Source organism: Oerskovia sp. Root918 (assembly GCF_001428945.1).
GTDB classification, from domain to species: domain Bacteria; phylum Actinomycetota; class Actinomycetes; order Actinomycetales; family Cellulomonadaceae; genus Oerskovia; species Oerskovia enterophila.
On the sequence record NZ_LMJG01000001.1, the window covers coordinates 198,724 to 218,903 of the forward strand.

At 73.0% G+C, this 20,180-nt stretch carries 17 protein-coding genes and 2 pseudogenes; 9 read left to right on the forward strand and 10 right to left on the reverse strand.

The features are described from left to right. Positions 1-57 precede the first annotated feature (57 nt). The 7 genes and pseudogenes from ASE27_RS21140 to ASE27_RS00895 form a co-directional block, all read left to right on the forward strand. A pseudogene (locus ASE27_RS21140) lies at positions 58-339 on the forward strand (DUF779 domain-containing protein); the annotation flags it as partial. A 228-nt stretch (positions 340-567) separates the two neighbouring features. After that, positions 568-753, forward strand: a pseudogene (locus tag ASE27_RS21145) (DUF779 domain-containing protein); the annotation flags it as partial. A gap of 375 nt (positions 754-1,128) precedes the next feature. Then, the gene (locus ASE27_RS00875; protein ID WP_056644737.1) at positions 1,129-2,571 is read left to right on the forward strand and encodes a sugar porter family MFS transporter; all 1,443 of its coding nucleotides are present in this window, start codon (positions 1,129-1,131) and stop codon (positions 2,569-2,571) included. Positions 2,572-2,656: 85 nt separating this feature from the next. Further along, complete coding sequence (locus ASE27_RS00880; RefSeq protein ID WP_056644741.1) at positions 2,657-2,953, forward strand: antibiotic biosynthesis monooxygenase; 297 nt, start codon at positions 2,657-2,659, stop codon at positions 2,951-2,953. A 50-nt stretch (positions 2,954-3,003) separates the two neighbouring features. Beyond that, positions 3,004-3,570 carry a DinB family protein gene (locus ASE27_RS00885; RefSeq protein ID WP_056644743.1) on the forward strand — a complete coding sequence of 189 codons (567 nt, stop codon included), beginning with the start codon at positions 3,004-3,006 and terminating at the stop codon, positions 3,568-3,570. 141 nt (positions 3,571-3,711) lie between these two features. After that, entirely contained in the window at positions 3,712-4,710 is a 999-nt protein-coding gene (locus ASE27_RS00890) for a hypothetical protein (protein ID WP_056644746.1), read from the forward strand. A gap of 574 nt (positions 4,711-5,284) precedes the next feature. Continuing rightward, positions 5,285-6,406, forward strand: a complete 1,122-nt coding sequence (locus ASE27_RS00895; RefSeq protein WP_056644748.1) for a pirin family protein — start codon at positions 5,285-5,287, stop codon at positions 6,404-6,406. Between the two features lie 75 nt (positions 6,407-6,481). Here ASE27_RS00895 and narI read toward each other — a convergent pair whose 3' ends face one another. The 4 genes from narI to ASE27_RS00915 all read right to left on the reverse strand — a co-directional run bounded on the left by narI (position 6,482) and on the right by ASE27_RS00915 (position 13,722). Next, on the reverse strand, positions 6,482-7,243 hold the full coding sequence (gene narI / locus ASE27_RS00900) for a respiratory nitrate reductase subunit gamma (protein ID WP_056644751.1): 762 nt from the start codon (positions 7,241-7,243) through the stop codon (positions 6,482-6,484). Next, positions 7,240-7,989, reverse strand: coding sequence for a nitrate reductase molybdenum cofactor assembly chaperone (gene narJ, locus ASE27_RS00905; RefSeq protein ID WP_056644753.1), 750 nt, complete (start codon positions 7,987-7,989; stop codon positions 7,240-7,242). Before narJ ends, narI begins: the two co-directional genes overlap by 4 nt. After that, positions 7,989-9,695 (reverse strand): nitrate reductase subunit beta, encoded by a 1,707-nt coding sequence (gene narH, locus ASE27_RS00910; RefSeq protein ID WP_056644755.1) that lies wholly within the window; start codon positions 9,693-9,695, stop codon positions 7,989-7,991. Before narH ends, narJ begins: the two co-directional genes overlap by 1 nt. Positions 9,696-9,768: 73 nt before the next feature. Then, positions 9,769-13,722, reverse strand: coding sequence for a nitrate reductase subunit alpha (locus tag ASE27_RS00915; RefSeq protein ID WP_082608367.1), 3,954 nt, complete (start codon positions 13,720-13,722; stop codon positions 9,769-9,771). 130 nt (positions 13,723-13,852) lie between these two features. On the opposite strand from ASE27_RS00915, the gene ASE27_RS00920 reads away from it, so the two are divergent. After that, on the forward strand, positions 13,853-14,383 hold the full coding sequence (locus ASE27_RS00920) for a molybdenum cofactor biosynthesis protein B (protein WP_056644758.1): 531 nt from the start codon (positions 13,853-13,855) through the stop codon (positions 14,381-14,383). Positions 14,384-14,467: 84 nt separating this feature from the next. Here the strand turns inward: ASE27_RS00920 and ASE27_RS00925 are convergent, their stop codons facing one another. From ASE27_RS00925 to ASE27_RS00950, 6 genes are all read right to left on the reverse strand, one after another. Continuing rightward, on the reverse strand, positions 14,468-14,704 hold the full coding sequence (locus ASE27_RS00925; RefSeq protein WP_056644761.1) for a MoaD/ThiS family protein: 237 nt from the start codon (positions 14,702-14,704) through the stop codon (positions 14,468-14,470). 1 nt (position 14,705) lies between these two features. Next, positions 14,706-15,056: a DUF6457 domain-containing protein gene (locus tag ASE27_RS00930; RefSeq protein WP_235534080.1), complete on the reverse strand. Its 351-nt coding sequence runs from the start codon at positions 15,054-15,056 to the stop codon at positions 14,706-14,708. Next, entirely contained in the window at positions 15,053-15,805 is a 753-nt protein-coding gene (locus ASE27_RS00935) for a molybdenum cofactor guanylyltransferase (protein WP_235535317.1), read from the reverse strand. Before ASE27_RS00935 ends, ASE27_RS00930 begins: the two co-directional genes overlap by 4 nt. After that, positions 15,802-16,275, reverse strand: coding sequence for a cyclic pyranopterin monophosphate synthase MoaC (gene moaC, locus ASE27_RS00940; protein ID WP_056644764.1), 474 nt, complete (start codon positions 16,273-16,275; stop codon positions 15,802-15,804). The genes ASE27_RS00935 and moaC overlap by 4 nt, the downstream gene beginning before the upstream one ends. Continuing rightward, complete coding sequence (gene glp, locus ASE27_RS00945; protein WP_056644766.1) at positions 16,272-17,654, reverse strand: gephyrin-like molybdotransferase Glp; 1,383 nt, start codon at positions 17,652-17,654, stop codon at positions 16,272-16,274. The genes moaC and glp overlap by 4 nt, the downstream gene beginning before the upstream one ends. Positions 17,655-17,963: 309 nt before the next feature. Further along, on the reverse strand, positions 17,964-19,244 hold the full coding sequence (locus ASE27_RS00950; protein WP_235534078.1) for a nitrate/nitrite transporter: 1,281 nt from the start codon (positions 19,242-19,244) through the stop codon (positions 17,964-17,966). A gap of 226 nt (positions 19,245-19,470) precedes the next feature. Here ASE27_RS00950 and ASE27_RS00955 point away from each other — a divergent pair, with 226 nt between their 5' ends. Then, positions 19,471-20,175 (forward strand): DUF1361 domain-containing protein, encoded by a 705-nt coding sequence (locus tag ASE27_RS00955; protein ID WP_056644768.1) that lies wholly within the window; start codon positions 19,471-19,473, stop codon positions 20,173-20,175. Positions 20,176-20,180: the final 5 nt, after the last annotated feature.

Sequence of the window (20,180 nt, forward strand, 5' to 3'; positions counted from 1 at the left end):
GCCCGCACGCGGTGGTGCGCACCGTCCGGACCGTCCGCCACGAGGGAAGAAGGAACCATGCCCGACGACGTCACGCCCGCCCCGCAGGTCACCGCACCGGGGGCGGTGGGGATCGTGCCGGGCGGGGCGGTGGGCGTCCCGGCCGGCGAGCCGCCCGAGCGGGTGACCCTCACCGAGGGTGCTGCCGAGCTCCTGGCACGGCTGCGTGTGCAGTACGGCGAGCTCATGTTCCACCAGTCCGGCGGGTGCTGCGACGGCTCGTCGCCCATGTGCTACCCGCAGGGGGAGTTCCTCACGTCGGACGCCGACGTGCACCTGGGGGACCTGGTGGTCACGGACTCGTACTCGGCCCTGGCCGACGTGCCCGACGCCCTGCCGCTCGGAGGACTGTCGGACGACCCTGCGCTCGTGGTGCCGCCGGGTCCCGTGGTTCCGGGCCCCGGGCCGACGGCACCCCGAGGGGCGGCGACGGTGCTGTCGGCCGCCGTCTCGGGGCACGTGCTGTCGGAGCCTGCGGGGGCACCGGGTCTCGCGGGCGACGAGACGCGGGCCGGGGGGCCCACGTTCACCGTGCCGTTCTGGATGAGCCGCAACCAGTTCGAGTACTGGAAGCACACGCACCTGACGGTCGACGTGGTCCCGGGACGGGGTTCGGGGTTCAGCGTCGAGGCGCCCGAGGGCGTGCGGTTCATGATCCGGTCGAGGCTGTTCTCGGACGAGGAGTCGGCGGCGCTCGAGGGCCAGGTGTTCTGACGGGTGGGCGGGGTCCGGGGCTCCGACGAGTTGGCGAGGGGCCAGCACCCCGACGAGTTGTCAGAACTGGGCCGGGCCATGCACCTGGCAGGTTCTGACAGGTCGCACGGCCGAGGATTCGTTGTCAGAACTGAGCCGGGGCATACCCCGGCTCAGTTCTGACAACTCATCGGGGCCCGTGCTCCTCGTGGCTCATCAGGCCCGCGGCCCTCGCGACGCGCCCGGCGCCCAGGACCGTACGTCCCCCGCGGACGGCGCCCGAACCCAGCGCCCGGCGCCCCGGACCGTACGTCCCCCGCGCACGCCGCTCGCACCCGCCGCGCATCACACCTCGCCACCGTGCCCGGCCACCCGTCGCATGGCAGGGTTCCGACCATGACCCCCGAACCACCCGTGGCCCCGCCCGTCCCCGCCCGCGTCCCCGGCCGGGTCGTGCTCGCGTGCCTCGCGGCGGCCCTCGGCGGGCTCCTGTTCGGGTTCGACACCTCGGTCGTCAACTCGGCCGTCGGTGCGCTGAGCGAGCACTTCGAGCTGACCGCGAGCATGCGCGGCATGGTGGCCTCGCTGTCGCTGCTGGGCTGCGCGGTGGGGGCGTGGTTCGCAGGCTCGGTCTCGGAACGCCTCGGGCGCGTCAAGGTCATGGTCCTCTCGGCACTTCTGTTCGGGGTCTGCGCAGTGCTCGCAGCCTTCGCCCCGTCGGTCGCTCTGCTGCTGCCCGTGCGCCTGCTCGCGGGGGTCGGGATCGGCGCGGCCTCGGTCATGGCCCCGGCTTACATCGCAGAGGTCGCCCCGGCGCGGGCCCGCGGGCGGCTCGGCGGGCTCCAGCAGCTCTTCATCACGATCGGGATCTTCGTGGCGCTCGCGGCCGGGCTCGCCATGGCCCGCGCGGCCGGCGGTGCGGCGCACGAGCTGTGGGGCGGCCTCCCGGCCTGGCGCTGGATGTTCCTCGCCGAGCTCGTCCCCGCCGCGCTCTACGCGCTCGCCGCGTTCCGCCTGCCCGAGTCGCCCCGCTACCTGGTGTCCCAGGGGCGCGAGGACGAGGCCAAGGCGGTCCTGCAGCGCCTCACGGGTGTCGGTGACCGCGAGGTCGACGACACGGTGCACGAGATCCGGGCCTCGATCGGTGAGCACGCGACGACGTCGCTGCGCGACCTGCGCGGCTCGGCGCTGGGTCTCAAGCCCATCGTGTGGATCGGGCTGGGCGTGGCCGCACTCATCCAGCTCAGCGGCATCAACGCGGTGTTCGTCTACTCGACGTCGCTGTGGGAGTCGGTGGGCTTCACCGAGTCGCGGGCCCTGACCATGTCGCTCGTGACCGCGGCGGTCAACATCGCCGTGACGGTCGTCGCGATCGGGCTCGCGGACCGGTTCGGGCGCCGCCCCATGCTCGCGGCCGGATCGGTCGGGATGGCGGTCTCGCTCGCGGTCACGGCCTTCGCGTTCGGGCACGCGACGACGTCGGTCTCGGGCGAGCTGGTCTTCCCGCAGGTGTGGGCCATGACCGCGCTCGTGGCCGTGAACCTCATGGTCGTCTCGTTCGGCCTGACGTGGGGGCCGCTCGGCTGGGTCCTGCTCGGCGAGATGTTCCCCCACTCGATCCGCGCGACGGCGCTCGCGGTCGCGACGGCCGTGCAGTGGTTCGTGAACTACGGCGTGACGCGCTCGTTCCCCGTCGTGAGCGAGTCGTGGGGGCTGCCCGCGACGTACGGGACGTTCGCGGCGATCTCGGCGTTCGCGGTGTTCTTCGTGCTGCGGTTCCTCCCCGAGACCAAGGGCCGGACCCTCGAGCAGATGGGGGACGGGGCCCGGGCGGGGTGACGTCCAGGATCTCACCCTGTCGGGCGCTTCCCCGGGCCCTGGCGGGAACCGTAGCGTTGGATCGGATACCTGGGGAGGGCCGCCGATGTTCACGCAGGTCATCGTGCACCGCCCCAAGGACGAGTTCCGGGGGGCGACCGTGGCGTACCTCCAGCGCGTGACCGGGGCCGCGCGGGAGCTCTCGGGCATCGTCGAGGCCGTGGTGTGGTCCGAGGGCGACGGCGAGCGGATCGTGGTCACCACCACGTGGGAGTCCCCCGCGGCCTTCGCAGCGGGCGAGGACGCGTTGTTCGACCTGATCCATGGCGTCCCGTTCACGGAGTGGATGCAGGAGCCTCTCGACGTCCTGCTCCTCGACGAGATCCCGCCACCTGCTGCCTGAGCACCGGGCAGGGGTTCACGCTCGCCGGGCGCGGGCCTACCATTCCGTGCATGACGACGACGCCCGCCCCGCCCACCCCGCAGGACCCCACGGGGATCACCCCGGACACCAAGGACTGGACGTGGGTGCTCGAGCGCCCGTGCCCGGAGTGCGGATTCGTGTCGTCGAGCGTGGACCCGGACCAGGTGGGCCCCGCGGTACGCGCAGCCGTCCCGCGGTGGCAGGAGGTCCTGGAGCGTCCCGACGCGACGCTGCGCCCGGACGAGCACACGTGGTCCCCGCTCGAGTACGCGGCGCACGTGCGCGACGTGTTCGGCATCTTCGACGTGCGGCTCGCGTCGATGGTCGAGGGTGACGACCCGCAGTTCGCCAACTGGGACCAGGACGCCGCCGCGGTCGAGGGTGACTACGCGAGCCAGGACCCGCAGGTGCTGTCGCGCGAGCTCGCGTTCGCGGGCGACCGGGTCGCGGGCCGGTTCGACGCCGTCGGGCCCGACGACTGGGAGCGCCCGGGACGTCGCTCGAACGGCTCGGTCTTCACGGTCCGCACGCTCGGGCAGTACTTCCTGCACGACGTGGTCCACCACCTGCACGACGTGGGCGCGCCGACCACCTGACGTCCGCCCGTGCGACCGTCAGGCCACCCGGCCCGCCCAGGCCAGGACGAGCCCCGTCGGCCCACCCGGCGTCCCGCGCACGACCCACGCCCGTAACCTCCCGGCATTCTTGGCGGTCGTCGCCCCGTCTAGCGTCACGTCATGACGCTTCCTCTGACGGGGTCGGTCCCCGAGATGTACAGCAGTGACCATCTGCTCGCGCTGCCGCGCTCGCGTGGCGTGGCGCGTCCGGGGATCGAGGCGCTCGCCACGGCCTGGTTCCCGGAGGCGGGGTGGGTCAGCGAGCCGTCGAGCGGTCCGGCGGAGCGTCCCATGGCAGGTGCCCGCTTCCGCGGCGTGGTGCCCGACGACGTCCGTCGCCCCGGGGTGCTGCGGCTCACCGAGGGTGTGGAGGTCGTGGGGCCGTTCGTGGTCCCGGCGCCGCAGTCGCTCGCGCTGGACCTGGCCTCGTCGGTCGCCGAGCTGTGGGCCGTGCGCGTGGCGCACCGGTCGCGCGACCGGCTCCCGGCCGAGGTCGACGACCGCGACGGCCTTGCCCGGGTCTTCGCCGCAGGGCTCCCGGACGACGTGGAGCTGCGGGTGCTGCGGTGGATGGTGGCCGCTGCGCGCAAGGTCGGGGGCACGCTGTTCGTCGACGGCGCGGTGCCGCTCGCGCCCGAGCCCGCGGCTGCGGTCGACCTGACGCTCTACAGCGCGCAGGCCCTGACCCCTGATGCCGCGCTCGGCTCGCTCCAGACCGTGGTCCCGGGCGCGCGCGTCGTGGAGGTCGTGGAGCGCCCGGACCGTCTGGTCGATTACGCGCTCGACGGGGAGACGGCCTACGACGGCGCGCTGCGGGTCGTGGTGCGCAAGGTGGACGTGGTCCCGGCGGTGCTCGGTGCCCTGGACTGGCGCGAGTACGGTCCGTTCGCGTACCGCATGAGCTGGGTCCCGGCGGACCCGTACGAGCTCGAGGTCGAGGAGCCGTCGGGCCTGCACCTCATCGCGCGCTCGCGGATGCGGGCCTCGGTGGCCCGGCTCGCGTCGGTCCTGCAGGGGCGGGCGGCCGGCGTGCTCGTGGACGACGGCGGCTTCGAGGTGACGTCCGCGGAGGTGGACGAACGCATCGCGGCGGTGAGCACGGCCCGCTTCTGGGTGTGACCCGTCCCCAGAGTTGTCCACAGATTCTGTGCACAAGCCTGTGGGTAACTCCGTGGGGCCGGGCCTCCGGTTGTGGACGAACCTGTGGTCTCGGCCCGGGCAGAAATACCTCGTGCGGAGGTCTTGCCGCGGGCCCCGGCACAGGACTAGAAACGACAGTGTTGGCTCCGACGGGTACGGACGAGGCAGCCCCGACGACGCTCTCCCGCACGGGAGGACGGACCGGCAAGGACGCTGGAACCACAACCCCGAGGGACCCTGGTCGACCGGAAAACGGTGGGACGTCTCGTGGCCGCAAGGCCCCGAGCTGCGGGTGACGACGCAGGTCTCCAGCGGACCGGAAGACCGATCGTGAGAGACATCTCCCAAGGAGACCGGGACGGACTTCGGTACGTCGCGGGGGAGGCGTCGAGCCGCGACGTCGACGCGGAGCCCGGCCGGCCTACCCCTGCGGCCGACCGCACAGGGCACACGGTCATCAGCGAGGCCCCCGGCAGCTGCCGGGGGCCTCGCTGAGTCCCGGCCCCCTCCCGCCAGGTGGGCCCCGGTCCGGGCGCGCGCCTACGCTCGACCCATGAGCAACCTCGAGACCCGGCCCCGCGAAGAGGTGTGCGCCGCGGGGAGCCACGCTCCGTCGTCGGGCACCCCCGGAACCTCGCCGCGCGTGGAGATCCTCGACCACCGCCAGGTCCCGCTCGGCGGGACCCGCGCCATGGACGTGCGCCGCACCCTGCCGCAGCGCGCTCGCTCGCTCGTGGGTGCGTGGTGCTTCCTGGACCACTACGGGCCCGACGACGTCTCGACCTCCGACGGCATGCAGGTGCCCCCGCACCCGCACACGGGCCTGCAGACCGTGAGCTGGCTCTTCGAGGGCGAGATCCTGCACCGCGACTCGGTCGGCTCGCTGCAGACCGTACGGCCGGGCGAGCTCAACCTCATGACGGCCGGGCGGGGCATCTCGCACTCGGAGGAGTCGCCCGCGGGCCTCCGGCCGCCTCTGCTGCACGGGGTGCAGCTGTGGGTCGCGCTGCCGGGGGACCGGCTCGGCGACGAGCCGTTCTTCGAGCACCACGGCGACCTGCCCCTGTGGAGCGGGCCGAGGGGCGAGCGGGTCCAGGTGCTCGTGGGTTCGCTGAGCGTGGGCGGCGTCGAGCTGCGGTCGACCGCGACGGTCTTCACGCCCCTGGTCGGGGCGCAGGTCGACCTGCCCGCGGGGGCCTCGGTCCAGGTCGAGGTGGATCCGCGGTTCGAGCACGCGCTGCTCGTCGACACCGGCGACGCGTCGTTCGAGGGCGTGCTGGTGCCTGTCGCGTCGCTCGGCTACGTCGAGCCGGGGTGCTCGACGGTGACGGTGTCAGCGGGCGAGCGCCCCGTGCGCGCTGTGCTGATCGGCGGCGAGCCGTTCGCCGAGGAGATCGTCATGTGGTGGAACTTCGTGGGCCGCTCGCACGACGACGTCGCGGCCGCGCGTGCGGACTGGATGGCCCAGGTGGAGGTCGCCCAGGGCGACGAGGCGGGCGCGCCCGGAGCGAGCGGGGCGGAGGTGCCCGTGCCGGTCCCTGGAGACGGCGGCACGCGGTACGCCGCGGGGGCGACAGGCCGGCGGTTCGGAGAGGTCGTGGGGTACGACGGCGGGCCGCTGCCGGCCCCGGTGCTGCCGGACATCCGGCTCGTGCCGCGCAGGCGGCCCGTCTGAGGTCGTCGACGAAGACGGCGGACGCCGCGATCAGTGCTGAGAGGTCAGACCTCGTTGGCGTGGCGCGCCGCAGACCTACCGCTTCGCTCCTGGCCGCTCCGACGGGTCCCAGCCGGGCCGCGGCTCACGGGACGCCACGGCGGCGTCGCGCGAGCGGTACACGATGTAGGGCCGGAACATGTACGGCACGGGCGCCGAGAACGCGTGCACGAGCCGGGTGAAGGGCCACAGGATGAACAGCAGGTTGGCCGCGACGATGTGGAGCTGGAACGCGGCGGGCACGCCTGCCATGAGCTCGGGCTGCGGCTGGAAGTACCAGAGCGAGCGGAACCACGGCGAGATGGTCTCGCGGTAGTCGTACCCGTGGTTCGCGGCGAGGAGCTGGGTCTGGACCGTCGCCCACGTCCCGAGCACGATCGACGCCGCGAGGAACACGTACATGACCTTGTCCATGCGCGTCGTGGCGAGGAACACCGGGCCCGTGGTCCGTCGGCGGTAGATGAGGATGAGGAGCCCCGCGACGAGCACGAGCGCGGCGAGCGCACCCATGTACGTCGCGACGAAGTGGTAGGCGCCCTCGCTGATCCCTACGGCCTCGGTCCACGTCTTGGGGATCACGAGGCCCATGAGGTGCCCGAGGATCACGAACAGCAGCCCGAAGTGGAACATGGGCGACCCGAGCCGCAGCAGCTTCTTCTCGTAGAGCTCGCTCGACCGCGTGGTCCAGCCGAACTTGTCGTAGCGGTACCGCCACACGGACCCGACGACGAACACTGCGAAGGTCACGTAGGGGAAGACCACCCACAGCAGGATGCTCCCCGTGCTCGCACCGTTCATCGTCGTACCTCCTCGGAGGGCGCCCCCGCGGGGGCGAAGGGTTCGAGCGGTCCCATGGCCGACAGCCCGACCATCTCGGTCGGCGGCCCGGAGGTCACGAGCTCGAGGTACCGCCGCTCGGTCTCGGCGTCGAGCGGGGGCAGGGTCAGGCACACGGCCTCGACCACGAGCGCGTACGGGCTGGCCATGGCAGCGAGCGCAGAGCGCAGCACCTCGATGCCCTGGCGGTGCGAGCCGAGCAGGCCCGCGGCGATGCGCTCCTCGTCGCGGGACCGGGCGCGCGCGGAGAACTCGAGGGCCATGGGCAGGTAGTCGGGCAGCTCCTCGCCGTCGACCTCCCACCCGGCGGCGCGGTAGGCCTGCACGAACCGCACGAGCGCCATGCCGCGTTTCCGGGTGTCCCCGGCGGCGTAGTACGAGAGGTACATCGAGCACTTGCGCTTGAGGTCGAACGTCGCGACGTAGCGCGCCTCGAGCGCCGCGGGGTCGCCGGCTTCGAGGTCGTCGAGGAACGCGTCGAGCCGCGCCTGCACGGCGTCGGGAAGCTGCCCGACGACGTCGCGCACCTCGCGCGCGGCGGCGAGCGTCCCGGCGTCGGGGTAGTCGAGCAGGAGCGAGGCGGCCATGTGCGTGGTGCGTCGCTGCGCGGGCGTGGCCCGAACCGGGGCGAGGGGCTCCAGGAGCGGGGTGCGCGCCGTCGGGCGGGGCAGGAACGTGGTCGAGGGCGACCTCGTGAACAGTCCCATCAGCGGGCCGCCGTTCCGTCGCCCGAGGTGTCCTGCCCGGGGCCCTCGGCCCCGTCGGGAGTGCCCGGCGGGAACAGGCCCGCGGGCCGGCCGTTGCCGTCCCAGTTGAGGAGGTTGACGCGCCCCGAGGTCGACGGACCGTTGGGGGAGTCGGCCGTCTGGCGGGCCTGCAGGACGTGGAAGTTCTCGACCGCGACGGGCACCGGTGTCCCGCTCGACGAGCCGAACGGCCCGGCGCCGCCCATGCCGCCCATCCCGGGACCGCCGTCGAAGTCGAGCGAGCAGCTGATCTCCTCGAGCTCGCGCGCGATCTCCTGGTGCGCCGTGGGGATGACGTAGCGGTCCTCGTACTTGGCGATCGCGAGCAGGCGGTACATCTCCTGGATCTCGGTGCCCGTCATGCCGACCGCGCGGGCGATGGCCTCGTTGGGCTCCTCGCCCAGGTTGATGTCGCGCATGTAGGAGCGCATCGCGGCGAGTCGGCGCAGCGTGCGCTCGACCGGCACGGTGTCGCCCGCGGTGAACAGCCCCGCGAGGTACTCGAGCGGGATGCGGAGCTTGGAGATCGCCGCGAACAGGGTGCGCGGGTCTTCGCCGTCGTTTCCCGACGAGCCGACCACGTCGACCACGGGCGACAGCGGCGGGATGTACCAGACCATGGGCATGGTCCGGTACTCGGGGTGCAGCGGCAGCGCCACGCGGTACTTCTGGATGAGGGCCCAGATCGGGGAGGCCTGGGCGGCCGCGATCCAGTCCTCGGGGATCCCTTCGGCCCGGGCCGCGGCGACGACCTCGGGGTCGTGCGGGTCCAGGAACACCGAGCGCTGGGACTCGAGGAGCTCGTGCTCGTCCTCGACCGACGCGGCCTCGGTCACGCGGTCGGCGTCGTACAGGACCAGGCCCAGGTAGCGCAGGCGCCCCACGCACGTCTCGGAGCAGACCGTGGGCAGGCCGACCTCGAGGCGCGGGTAGCACAGCGTGCACTTCTCGGCCTTGCCGGTCTTGTGGTTGAAGTAGACCTTCTTGTACGGGCAGCCCGTGACGCACATGCGCCACCCGCGGCACTGGTCCTGGTCCACCAGGACGATCCCGTCCTCGGCCCGCTTGTACATGGCCCCCGACGGGCACGACGCGACGCACGCCGGGTTGAGGCAGTGCTCGCAGATACGGGGCAGGTAGAACATGAACGTCTGCTCGAACTCCGAGGCCACGTGCTCGCTCATGTGCTGCAGGATGGGGTCGTCCTGCATGGTCTCCTTGGACCCGCCCAGGTCGTCGTCCCAGTTGGCCGACCACTCGATCTTCATGTCCTCGCCCGTGAGCAGCGACTTGGGCTTCGCGACGGGGGTGTGCGGGCCCTGCGGGGCCGAGAGCAGCATGTCGTACTCGTACGTCCACGGCTCGTAGTACTCGTGGATCGAGGGGAGCTTGGGGTTGGAGAAGATCGTCGCGAGCTTCTTGGCCCGTCCGCCCGCGCGGAGCTTGAGCTTCCCGCGCTTGGTCCGGACCCAGCCGCCCTGCCACTTCTCCTGGTCCTGGTAGGTCCGGGGATAGCCGAGGCCGGGCCGCGTCTCGACGTTGTTGAACCACACGTACTCGACGCCCGTACGGTTCGTCCACGCCTGCTTGCAGGTGACCGAGCACGTGTGGCACCCGATGCACTTGTCGAGGTTCATGACCATCGACATCTGAGCCATCACGCGCACGGTGCCACCTCCTGGTCGGATCGGTACGCCAGCGGACGGCGGCGAGGGCCGGGACGCCTCTGCGGGGCGCCCATCAGTACGTCACGTCCTGCGAGCGGCGGCGGATCGTCGTGACCTCGTCGCGCTGGTTGCCCGTCGGGCCCAGGTAGTTGAACGCGAAGGCCAGCTGCGCGTAGCCCCCGACGAGGTGGCTGGGCTTGAGCAGCACACGTGTCAGCGAGTTGTGGATGCCGCCGCGCAGCCCCGAGGTCTCGGCGAGCGGGACGTCGATCGTGCGGTCGGTCGCGTGGTGCATGTAGACCGTGCCCTCGGGCATGCGGTGCGAGACCACGGCCCGGGCCACGACCACGCCGTTGCGGTTGTACGCCTCGATCCACTCGTTGTCGCGGACCCCGATCTTGTCGGCGTCGCGCGGCGACATCCAGACGTTCGGCCCGCCGCGCGAGAGCGAGAGCATGAACAGGTTGTCCTGGTACTCCGAGTGGATGGACCACTTGGAGTGCGGGGTCAGGTACCGCACCGCGACCTCGGCCTGGCCCTCCGAGCCGGGGTACCCGCTCGGGGAACGGTCGCCCAGGGGCGGGGAGTCGGGGAACAGGCGGTGCATGTCGAGCGGCGGCCGGAACACGGGCAGCTGTTCCCCGAGCTCGGTCATCCAGTCGTGGTCGAGGAAGAAGTGCTGGCGCCCCGTGAGGGTGTGCCACGGCTTGAGCCGCTCGACGTTGATCGCGAACGCGGTGTACCGGCGACCCCCGTGCTCCGAGCCGGACCACTCGGGAGAGGTGATGACCGTCGTCGGGCGGGACTGGACGTCGGGGAACGTGACGCGCTTGCCCTGCTCGTCGCGCGCGAGGTCCGCGAGCTCGACGCCCGTGCGCTTCTCGACGTGCTCGAACCCCTGGACCGCGAGGCGACCGTTGGTCGTGCCCGACAGCGCCAGGATCATCTCGCACGCGTGCGTGTCCTTGTCGAGCCGCGGGCGCCCCGCCGCGGGGCCCGAGGGCACGAGACCGTTCTTCTGCCCCAGGACCCGCACCTCCTCGCCGGGCGAGAACTGGACGCCCTTGGTGACCATGCCGAGCTTCTCGGTGAGCGGACCGAGCGAGGCCATGCGGTCGGCGAACGCCGGGTAGTCGCGCTCGACCACGACGAGCTTGGGCATGGTCACGCCCGGGACCAGGGGACGGGACGCCGACCCCGCGCCCGAGTCGACGATCGTGCCGTGCGGCACGGACATGGCGTCCGGGGTGTCGTGCAGCAGGGGCGCGGCCACGAGGTCCTTGCGCACGCCCAGGTGCTCGACCGAGTACTCGCTGATCTTCTTCGCGATCGTGTGGAAGATGTCGAAGTCGGTGCGGGTCTGCCACGGCGGGCTGATCGCGGGGTTGAACGAGTGCACGAACGGGTGCATGTCGGTCGTGGACAGGTCGTGCTTCTCGTACCAGGTGGCCGCGGGCAGCACGACGTCGGAGAACAGCGTGGTGCTCGTCATGCGGAAGTCGAGGGTCGTGAGCAGGTCGAGCTTGCCGCGCGGCGCCTCCTCGGCCCATTCGATCGACTGCGGGCGCCGCCCCGGCGCGGACTCGTCCGCGAGCACCGCGGAGTCCGTCCCGAGCAGGTGCTTGAGGAAGTACTCGTTGCCCTTGCCCGAGGACCCCAGGATGTTGGCCCGCCACACCGTGACGCAGCGCGGGAAGTTCTCGGGGGCGTCGGGGGCCTCGACCGCGAACCTGAGCGCGCCGCTGCGCAGTTCGGAGACCACGTAGTCCGCAGGCTCGGCCCCGGCCGCCTCGGCCTGGTCCACGAGGTCGAGCGGGTTGCGGTCGAACGTCGGGTAGCTGGGCATCCAGCCGCGCTGCGCGGACTCGACCAGGCAGTCGGCCGTGGTCCGGCCCGCGAACATGCCCGAGCCCAGCGGTGTCGCGAGCGCGTCGGCGGGCAGCCCGTCGTAGCGCCACTGGTCGGTCGCGACGTACCAGAACGCCGTGCCGATCATCTGGCGCGGGGGCCGCGACCAGTCCAGGCCGCCCGCGTACTGGGCCCACCCGGTGACGGGTCGGCACTTCTCCTGCCCGACGTAGTGCGCCCAGCCGCCGCCGTTGACGCCCTGGCAGCCCGTCATGGTCGTCAGCGCGAGCATGGCCCGGTAGATCGTGTCGGCGTGGAACCAGTGGTTGGCGCCGGCGCCCATGATGATCATCGAGCGCCCGCCCGACCTCTCGGCGTTGTCCGCGAACTCACGCCCGATCCGTGCGGCCGCCGCCGCGGGGACCCCCGTGAACTGCTCCTGCCACGCCGGGGTGCCGGGGGAGTCCGCGTCGTCGTAGCCCGAGGGCCACTCCCCGGGCAGGTCCAGGTCCTCGCGGTTCACGCCGTACCGGGCGAGCAGCAGGTCGAACACCGTGGTCACCAGGTGCCCGCCCACGCGCCGGACGGGCACGCCGCGCGTGACCGAGCCCGCGCCGCCGGTGTGCCTCCCGGTCTCGCCCTGGTCGGGGTCGGGCGAGAGGTCGAAGCGCGGCAGGTCCACGCGCACGGTCTCGACCCGAGTGCCACCCGGGCCCGACGGCGCCGCTCCCGTCAGCGGGTCGGGCCCGGCGGACGTGTGGCCGTCCGCGACCGACAGCAGCGGTTCGACGCCCTCCAGGTCGAGGTTCCACTTCCCCTCGTCGGCCTCGCCGAACCGGTGTCCCAGCGTGCCGTTCGGGATCACGGGCGAGCCGTCGGCGTCGAGCAGGACGGGCTTGAAGGCCGCGTTCGCGGCGCTCGCGGCGCCCGGCAGGACGTCGTCGGCCAGGTCGGCCGCGGTGAGGAACTTGCCCGGGACGTAGGTGACGTCCCCCGCGGGGCGGGCGGCGCCGTCGGGCGCTGTGCTCGACGTGCCCGCTGTGCCCGGTCTGCTCGCGGGGCTCGGCGTGAGCGTCACGAGGAACGGCGAGTCCGTGAACCTCGTCAGGTAGTCCACGAACGGCGCCGTGCGACGTTCCACGTGGAACTCCCGCAGGATGACGTGACCCATCGCGAGAGCCAGCGCGCCGTCGGTGCCGGGGTGCACCGCGAGCCACTCGTCCGCGAACTTGGTGTTGTCCGCGTAGTCGGGCGAGACCACGATCACCTTCTGGCCGCGGTAGCGCGCCTCGGCCATGAAGTGCGCGTCCGGCGTGCGGGTCACGGGGATGTTCGAGCCCCACATGATGCAGTACGAGGAGTTCCACCAGTCGGCCGACTCGGGCACGTCGGTCTGGTCGCCGAACACCTGCGGCGAGGCGACCGGGAGGTCCGCGTACCAGTCGTAGAACGACAGCATCGCGCCGCCCAGCATCGAGATGAACCGCGCGCCCACGCCGTGCGAGACCATCGACATCGCCGGGATGGGGGAGAAGCCCGCGATGCGGTCCGGGCCATAGGTCTTGATCGTGTGGACGTGGGCCGCCGCGACGATCTCCGCGGCCTCGTCCCACGACGCCCGGACCAGGCCGCCCTTGCCGCGCGCCTGCTTGTACGCGCGCGCGGTCTCCGGGTCGCCCGTGACCTCGGCCCACGCCCTCACGGGGTCGCCCGTGCGGGCCTTGGCGTCCCGGAACGCGCGCAGCAGCACGCCGCGCACGTACGGGTACCGGACCCGCGTCGGCGAGTAGGTGTACCAGCTGAAGGCCGCGCCGCGCGGACAGCCGCGCGGCTCGTACTCGGGCGAGTCCGGGCCGACCGACGGGTAGTCCGTCTGCTGCGTCTCCCACGTGATGATGCCGTCCTTGACGTACACCTTCCACGAGCACGAGCCCGTGCAGTTCACACCGTGCGTCGAGCGCACGACCTTGTCGTGCGACCACCGGTCCCGGTAGAAGACGTCGCCCTCGCGGCCCCCCTGGAGGAACAGCTGCCGCAGGTCGGGCGAGACCTCCCCGCGGCGCAGGTGCTTGCCCAGCCGGAGCAGCGCGTCCTCACCACCACCTCCGGGGGACTCAGGGCGTGCGGCGCCCGCGGCGCGGGCGTCGGTGCCCGGGCCGGGGACGGTGGACTGCGACATGCGACCTCCTGGGGCGAGCAGGACCGTGCGTGTACGTTCGTCTGCCTCGCAGTATGCCCAGGTCCGGTCGCTTCCGCCCGACGAGCACGGTTCCGTCGCCCCGCGCCGCGCGATTGTCTACGGTGCTCTCATGACCTCGTTCGACGGGCCCTCCGCGGGCTTCCCCCTCGCCCACCTGCCGGTCACCGTCGTCACGGTCTCCGACCGCGGCTCGCGCGGCGAGTCGACCGACCGGTCGGGCCCGCTCCTGGTCTCGCTCCTGGAGACGGGAGGCTTCGAGCGCGTCACGCTGCGTCTGGTGCCCGACGGCGTCGACTCCGTCCGCGACGCCCTCACCTCGGCGCTGGTCGAGGGGGCGCGCCTCGTGGTCACCACGGGCGGGACGGGCATCGGCCCACGCGACCACACGCCCGAGGGTACGGCCGAGGTCGTCGATCAGGAGCTGCCGGGCGTCGCCGAGGCGATCCGGCGTCGGGGCGCGACCGTGGTGCCCAGCGCGGTGCTCTCGCGCGGGATCGTCGGGACCGCGCCCGCCGCGCACGGGACGCGCGCGCTCGTCGTGAACCTGCCCGGGTCGCCGGGCGGGGTGCGGGACGGGTGGACCGTGCTCGAGCCGCTGCTGCCGCACGTGTTCTCGCAGCTCGCTGGCGGGGACCACTAGCTTCCCGCGGCCGTCGCCCGCGACCGATCCTGGCCTCGAGCGCTGCCCCCGCGCACTCAGCGCGTGGCCGAAGGCGGGTGGCCGTCAGCCGCCCGCGAAGGGCGGCAGCACGTCGACCTGCTGGTCGTCGGCCAGCGCGACGCCGTGGTCCGCCGTCCGCACGCCGCCCACGAGCACCGAGCAGCGCGGCAGCACCTCGGCGAGCGCGGGGTGGCGCGTGGTCATCGCGGCGAAGAGCTCGCCGACCGAGGCGCCCGGGAGCGACTCCGCCTCGAGCCCGGCTGCCTCAGCGGCCCCCGCGAAGTAGCGGACCTGCGGCACGTCACGCCCTCTCGAGCGAGGGGTCTGCCGGGCTCGCTGCGCCTTCGGCTCCAGCGGTCCCGGCGGGGTCGGCGGACTCCTCGACGACCTCGTCGAGCGTCGCCTCGACGTCCCACGCGAGCGCGAGCTCGGTCGCCCGTTCCATGGCGTCCAGGCCGGGGTGGTCTGCCCCCTCGCCCGCCGAGAGCCCGGCGACGTACCCCGCGATGAACGTCGTCAAGGGTGCAGCGGGCCGCTCCACGCGGTGCGCGGCGTCCCGGGCCAGGTCGAGGATCGCTCCGATGTCCACCGCCTCGCGGTCCAGGTCGAACTCGTCGACGAGGGCGTCCACCCAACGCTCGAGGTTGCTCATGCCATGCCTCCCGATGATCCGTGCAGGTCGTGACTCGGAGTACTGCTCTGCGCGCGACGGTGCGCGTATGACTCCGCATCCTGCCACGTGTCGACGTCGGTGCTCAGGCCGTCCACGTCCTCGACCTCCAGGAGTCTCAGCCCTGAGACGAGGCGGCGGACGGGAGCGCCGTGCAGGCCCGACGGAGAGGGACCGCTCGCCGTCCCCGTGCGAGGGCCACCGGACGGGTCCCCGTCGGACGGGTCGCCGACCGGGACGCCCTGCGTGACGCGGGCCACCGCGGCGTCGAGCGCCTCACGCCGGTACAGCCCCACGAGCCACTGGGCCTTCCCGCCGGCCGCGAGGTGCACGCCGTCGACCACGTCGCCGCTCGTGCCCGTCCGGGGCGCGCCGGCCACGCTCGCCACGAGCAGCGGCACGGCCTCCGCGGCGCGCGGGACGTCGCAGGCGAGGAGGAGGACCCAGGGGGCGGCGCCGTCGGGCAGGGCGGCGAGGCCCGCCGCGGTGCCCGCGACCGGACCGCCGAACGGCGGGTCCTCGCGCGTGAGGACGTACGCGTCGGAGGCCAGGTCGGCAGGCCCGACGACGACCGTCGCCCGCGCGTCACGGGTCGCCGCGAGCACGTGGTCGAGCAGACGGGCGCCGTCGACGACGAGCTGCGGCTTGGACGTGCCCAGGCGCCGGGCGCGACCCCCCGCGAGCACGACGGCGTCGAACGCGAGGACCTCCGGCGGCAGGGGGGTGCTCACACCGAGCGCACCCAGTCGCCCGACTTGCCGCCCGTCTTGGCCTGGAGGCGGACGTCGCTCAGCTCGACCGACTTGTCGAGCCCCTTGACCATGTCCACGACCGCGAGGCCGGCCACCGCGACGGCCGTGAGCGCCTCCATCTCGACCCCCGTGCGGTCCGCGGTGCGCACGGTCGCGCTGATCTCCACCCCGTGGTCCTGGACGTCGAGGTCCACGGTCGCGCCGTGCACCCCGATGATGTGCGCGAGCGGCAGCAGCTCGGCCGTCTTCTTGGCCCCCTGGATGCCCGCGATGCGCGCGACCGCGAGCACGTCGCCCTTGGGGACCTCGCCCGAGCGCAGCGCCGCGACGATGTGGGGGCCGCAGCGGACGACGGCCGTCGCGGTCGCCGAGCGGACGGTGGGCTGCTTGAGGGTGACGTCGACCATGCGGGCGTGGCCGCGCTCGTCGAGGTGCGTGAACTCGCTCATGCGATCACCATGACACGCACGGTGTCGCCCGGCCCAACCGCCTCGACCTCGGGCGGCACGACCGCGATCGCGTCGGCCCGGGTCAGGGCCGAGACGTGGTGGGCGCCGGGCCCGACCGGGGCCACGCCGTCGTCCCCGACGAAACGCACCGGGAGGAACTGCTGGCGCCCCGCGGGCGATCGCCACCCCTCCGCGGCGACGCGTTCGACGAGGGGCTCGGCCGGGTCGGGGTGACCCGCGAGCCGGCGAACCGCGGGACGCACGAACGCCCGGAACGACACGTACGCGCTCACGGGGTTGCCCGGCAGCCCGAGCATCGGGGTCCCGCGCCAGCGCGCCGCGGCCTGCGGCTTGCCGGGCTGCATGCCGACCGCGACCAGCAGGACGTCGGAAGGGCCCTGCGCCGGGGTGAGCGCCGCGTCCTGGGCACCGCTCAGGACCTCCTTGACCACGTCGAACGCGCCCGCGCTGACCCCGCCCGAGGTGACGATCAGGTCCACGTGGGGAGCGACGTCGTCGAGCACCGCGCGCAGCGCCTCGGCTGTGTCCGGGACCGCCCCCACCCGTACCGGGACGCCTCCCGCGTCACGCACGCACGCCGCGAGCAGGAGCGAGTTGGAGTCGGGGATCTGGCCCGGGCCGGGCGCGGTCCCCACCGGGACCAGCTCGCTGCCCGTCGACAGCACCGCGACGCGCGGGACGCGGTGCACGGCGAGACTCGCATGGCCCGCCGAGGCCGCCGCGGAGACGAGGCGCGCGGTCGTCGGTGCGCCCGCCGCGGCGACGAGGTCGCCGATAGCGACGTCCTCCGCACGGCGGCGGATGTTGGCGCGCGAGGGGGCGTCGACCTGGATGGTCGGGTCGAGGGGCGCACCGGGTGTGAAGCGACGCGTCGAGGTCCGCTCCACGGGCACGACGGCGTCGCACCAGTCGGGCACGGGTGCGCCCGTCATGATGCGGGTCGCCTCGCCTGGCGCGTGGGTGGGGCGGGTCGTGGGTGGGGCGTCGGCGGGGGCGTCGGTGAGGGTGGCGGGCGAGCCGGCCTCGGTGAGAGGGGCGCCCGTCGGGGGCGTGGTGGGCTGTCCGGCGGCCGGCCCGGGCGTGGGCACGCTCGCCGTCGGAGCCGCCGCGATGTCGCCCACGACCCGGAGCGTCACGGGTGACGCGGCGCTCGCGGTCGCAAGGTCCGCGCTGCGGACCGCGTACCCGTCCATGGCCGAGGCGTCGAAGCGGGGCACGTCGAGGAGCGAGCGGACGTCGTGCGCGAGCACGCGCCGCGCGGGGGTCCCGGTCGCGAGCGCGTCGAGGGCGACCTGCTCGGCGGCCAGCGGCGCGACCAGCGTCAGGACGTGGTCGCGGTACTCCTCGACCGAGTGCACGCGCCCGGCAGCCGCATGGTCGGTGGGCGAGCGGCCCTCGGGACGGCTCGTCGAGCTCGCTGGCGGGTTGCCGCCTGGCGTGGACGTGTTGTCAGAACGTGGCCGGTCTGGAGCCCAATGGGCTTCTGACAACTCGCCCGGCGTGGACGTGTTGTCAGAACGTGGCCGGTCTGGAGCCCGGTGGGCTTCTGACAACTCATCGGAGGGGCGCGGGTCCATGGGGACACCGTAGGCCGACGCGCCGGGTGAGGGGCCACGCCTGGCGGCACGGCGGACGAGGACCGTCCGAGGAGCGGGCCGTGCCGCCCGTCAGCCGCGCGTGCCTCGCCGCACCGGTCCCAGCGTGAAGAGCAGCGTGACGAGTGCCGTCACCGCGAGGGCCGCGAAGCCCAGGCCGTAGTCCCCGTTGAGCTGGTACACCGCGCCCATGATGAGCGGAGGGATGAACCCGCCGAGGCCGCCCGCCGCGCCCACGAGGCCCGTGACTGCTCCGACCTTGTCCTGCGGGGCCACCTTGGCCACGAGCTCGAACGTCGCGCCCGACGACGCGCCGAGCCCAGCGGCGAGCCCGAGGAACGCGACGGTCCCGAGCGGCACCAGGTCGGGCTGGAACGCGACGACCGCCGCGAGGACCGTCACGACCGCGAAGCACACGACCGACACGGGGATGCCGCCGAACCTGTCCGAGAGCGTGCCTCCCACGGGCCGCATCGCGACGGCGAGGACCACGAACCCCGCGGTCCGCGCGGCGGCGTCGGCGGCCGTCAGGTCGTAGGCGTTCACCAGGAAGGTCGGCAGGTAGACGCTGAACGCCACGAAACCGCCGAAGCCCACGGCGTAGAGCCACGAGAGCTGGAGCGTCGCGGGCAGCTTGAACGTGGCCCAGGTCCGCGCGAGGAAGTTCCCGTGCGCGGCAGGGACGCGGCCCGGGGCGTCGCGCACCAGGAGCCACGAGACCACCGCGTAGACGGCCAGGACGCATGCCACGAGCACGAACGGTGCGGTCTCGCCGTACGTGTCGGAGATCCGCACGGTCGTGAACGCCGAGATCGCGGTGCCGCCCATGCCGATCCCGAAGATCCCGATCGCCGTCCCTCGCCTCGCCGGCGGGTACCAGGCGTTGACGAACGGGACGCCGACCGCGAACGCCGTACCGCCCAGGCCCAGGAAGAAGCCACCCAGGATGAGCATCGGGTAGCTGTCGGCGACGAAGCCGATGAACAGCACCGGCAGGATCGTCGCTGCGCTGACCAGCGGGAACATGATCCTGGCCCCGTACCGGTCCGTGAGCGCACCGACCGGGATACGGCCGAGCGAGCCCACGATGACCGGCACCGCCACGAGCACCGACTGCTGCACGGCCGACAGTCCGAGCGCCTTGCTGTACGCGCCACCGAGCGGGCTGATGAGAGCCCATGCCCAGAAGTTCACCGCGAAGCCGATCGTCGCGAGCGTGAGCATCAGGGTCGCTGAGCCGCCGGGTGCGGCGCCCGTGGGAGTCGGGGTCCCGGCACCCCCTGCGGCGGGCGTCGCGTCCTTCCCCGGGCCGGGAGCCGCCGGCGGCGTCGCTGCTTCGTCGTGGTGCGTCACTGTGACTCCCGGGGTTCGGTCGCCCGTCCTTGGACGAATCGGTGGAGCTCGAGATTCCCGCGCGACCCACGCTAGCCGCGAGGGTGACGTGTCGCGCGGGCTGGCGGAGGCGCCGTCGGGCCCTACCGTGGTCTACCTGACCGCGGCTCGGCCGCTCGGTCCCCGCCCGTGCGGCCCGAGCGGCACCCGCGCCTCACCTGCCCGCACCGCACCACGAGAGCCCACCATGAACCTGCTGTTCCTCGGCGTGATCCTCCTGAACGTCTTCGCGTTCGCGCTCGTCCTCCTGCGCGCCCCGCTGTTCCGCACCGAGGTCTACCGGCCCATGCTGCTCAACATCGGGCTGTCGGTGCTGCCAGTGTTCGTGCTGACGTTCTGGATCGTCGGTGACCTGGCGCTCAGCGCGGCCGGGGCGTCGACGTGGCTCGTCGTGACCGTCGCGGCCGCCGGGCTCGTGGTCTGGCTGCTGCTCCTGCCCAACGCCGGGTACCTCGTGACCGAGCTCAACTTCAGCCACCGCAAGGACGGCGAGGACGTGCCGCTCTGGTACGACATCGTCGCGGTCCTGTCCCTCGCGATGTCCGGGGTCCTCAACACCGTGGTCAACATCTTCCTGGTGCAGATGTTCTACGCCGTGCTGCGCTACCCCGACGACCCCAAGCCGTTCGAGCGACCGGCATCCTGGGTGGTGGTCGCGGTGGTCCTCGTGCTCGTCTCGTTCGGCATCTACCTGGGTCGGTACATCCGGTTCAACAGCTGGGACCTGGCGCACCCGATCGGCTTCCTCCGGAAGTTCCTCGGCTACTTCCGCGCCCCGGGCAAGGTGCGTGACGCGCTGCTCTTCAGCGGTCTGCACACGGTGTTCTTCGCGCTCATCTACCTGGTCGTGATCGGCTCCCTCCTGGAGACCATCACCGCGGCGACGGGGTGAGCCAC

Bases quoted from the DNA above. Each gene is read 5' to 3' on its own strand.
- narJ (WP_056644753.1), bottom strand. From the start codon at position 7,989: ATGGGACTGTTCACGAGGTCGCCCTCGACCACGTTCCTGCCCCGCCCG.
- ASE27_RS00915 (WP_082608367.1), bottom strand. From the start codon at position 13,722: ATGTCGCAGTCCACCGTCCCCGGCCCGGGCACCGACGCCCGCGCCGCG.
- ASE27_RS00920 (WP_056644758.1), top strand. From the start codon at position 13,853: ATGACCTCGTTCGACGGGCCCTCCGCGGGCTTCCCCCTCGCCCACCTG.
- narI (WP_056644751.1), bottom strand. From the start codon at position 7,243: ATGAACGGTGCGAGCACGGGGAGCATCCTGCTGTGGGTGGTCTTCCCC.
- ASE27_RS00875 (WP_056644737.1), top strand. From the start codon at position 1,129: ATGACCCCCGAACCACCCGTGGCCCCGCCCGTCCCCGCCCGCGTCCCC.
- ASE27_RS00880 (WP_056644741.1), top strand. From the start codon at position 2,657: ATGTTCACGCAGGTCATCGTGCACCGCCCCAAGGACGAGTTCCGGGGG.
- moaC (WP_056644764.1), bottom strand. From the start codon at position 16,275: ATGAGCGAGTTCACGCACCTCGACGAGCGCGGCCACGCCCGCATGGTC.
- ASE27_RS00885 (WP_056644743.1), top strand. From the start codon at position 3,004: ATGACGACGACGCCCGCCCCGCCCACCCCGCAGGACCCCACGGGGATC.
- ASE27_RS00930 (WP_235534080.1), bottom strand. From the start codon at position 15,056: ATGAGCAACCTCGAGCGTTGGGTGGACGCCCTCGTCGACGAGTTCGAC.
- ASE27_RS00890 (WP_056644746.1), top strand. From the start codon at position 3,712: ATGACGCTTCCTCTGACGGGGTCGGTCCCCGAGATGTACAGCAGTGAC.
- ASE27_RS00895 (WP_056644748.1), top strand. From the start codon at position 5,285: ATGAGCAACCTCGAGACCCGGCCCCGCGAAGAGGTGTGCGCCGCGGGG.
- ASE27_RS00955 (WP_056644768.1), top strand. From the start codon at position 19,471: ATGAACCTGCTGTTCCTCGGCGTGATCCTCCTGAACGTCTTCGCGTTC.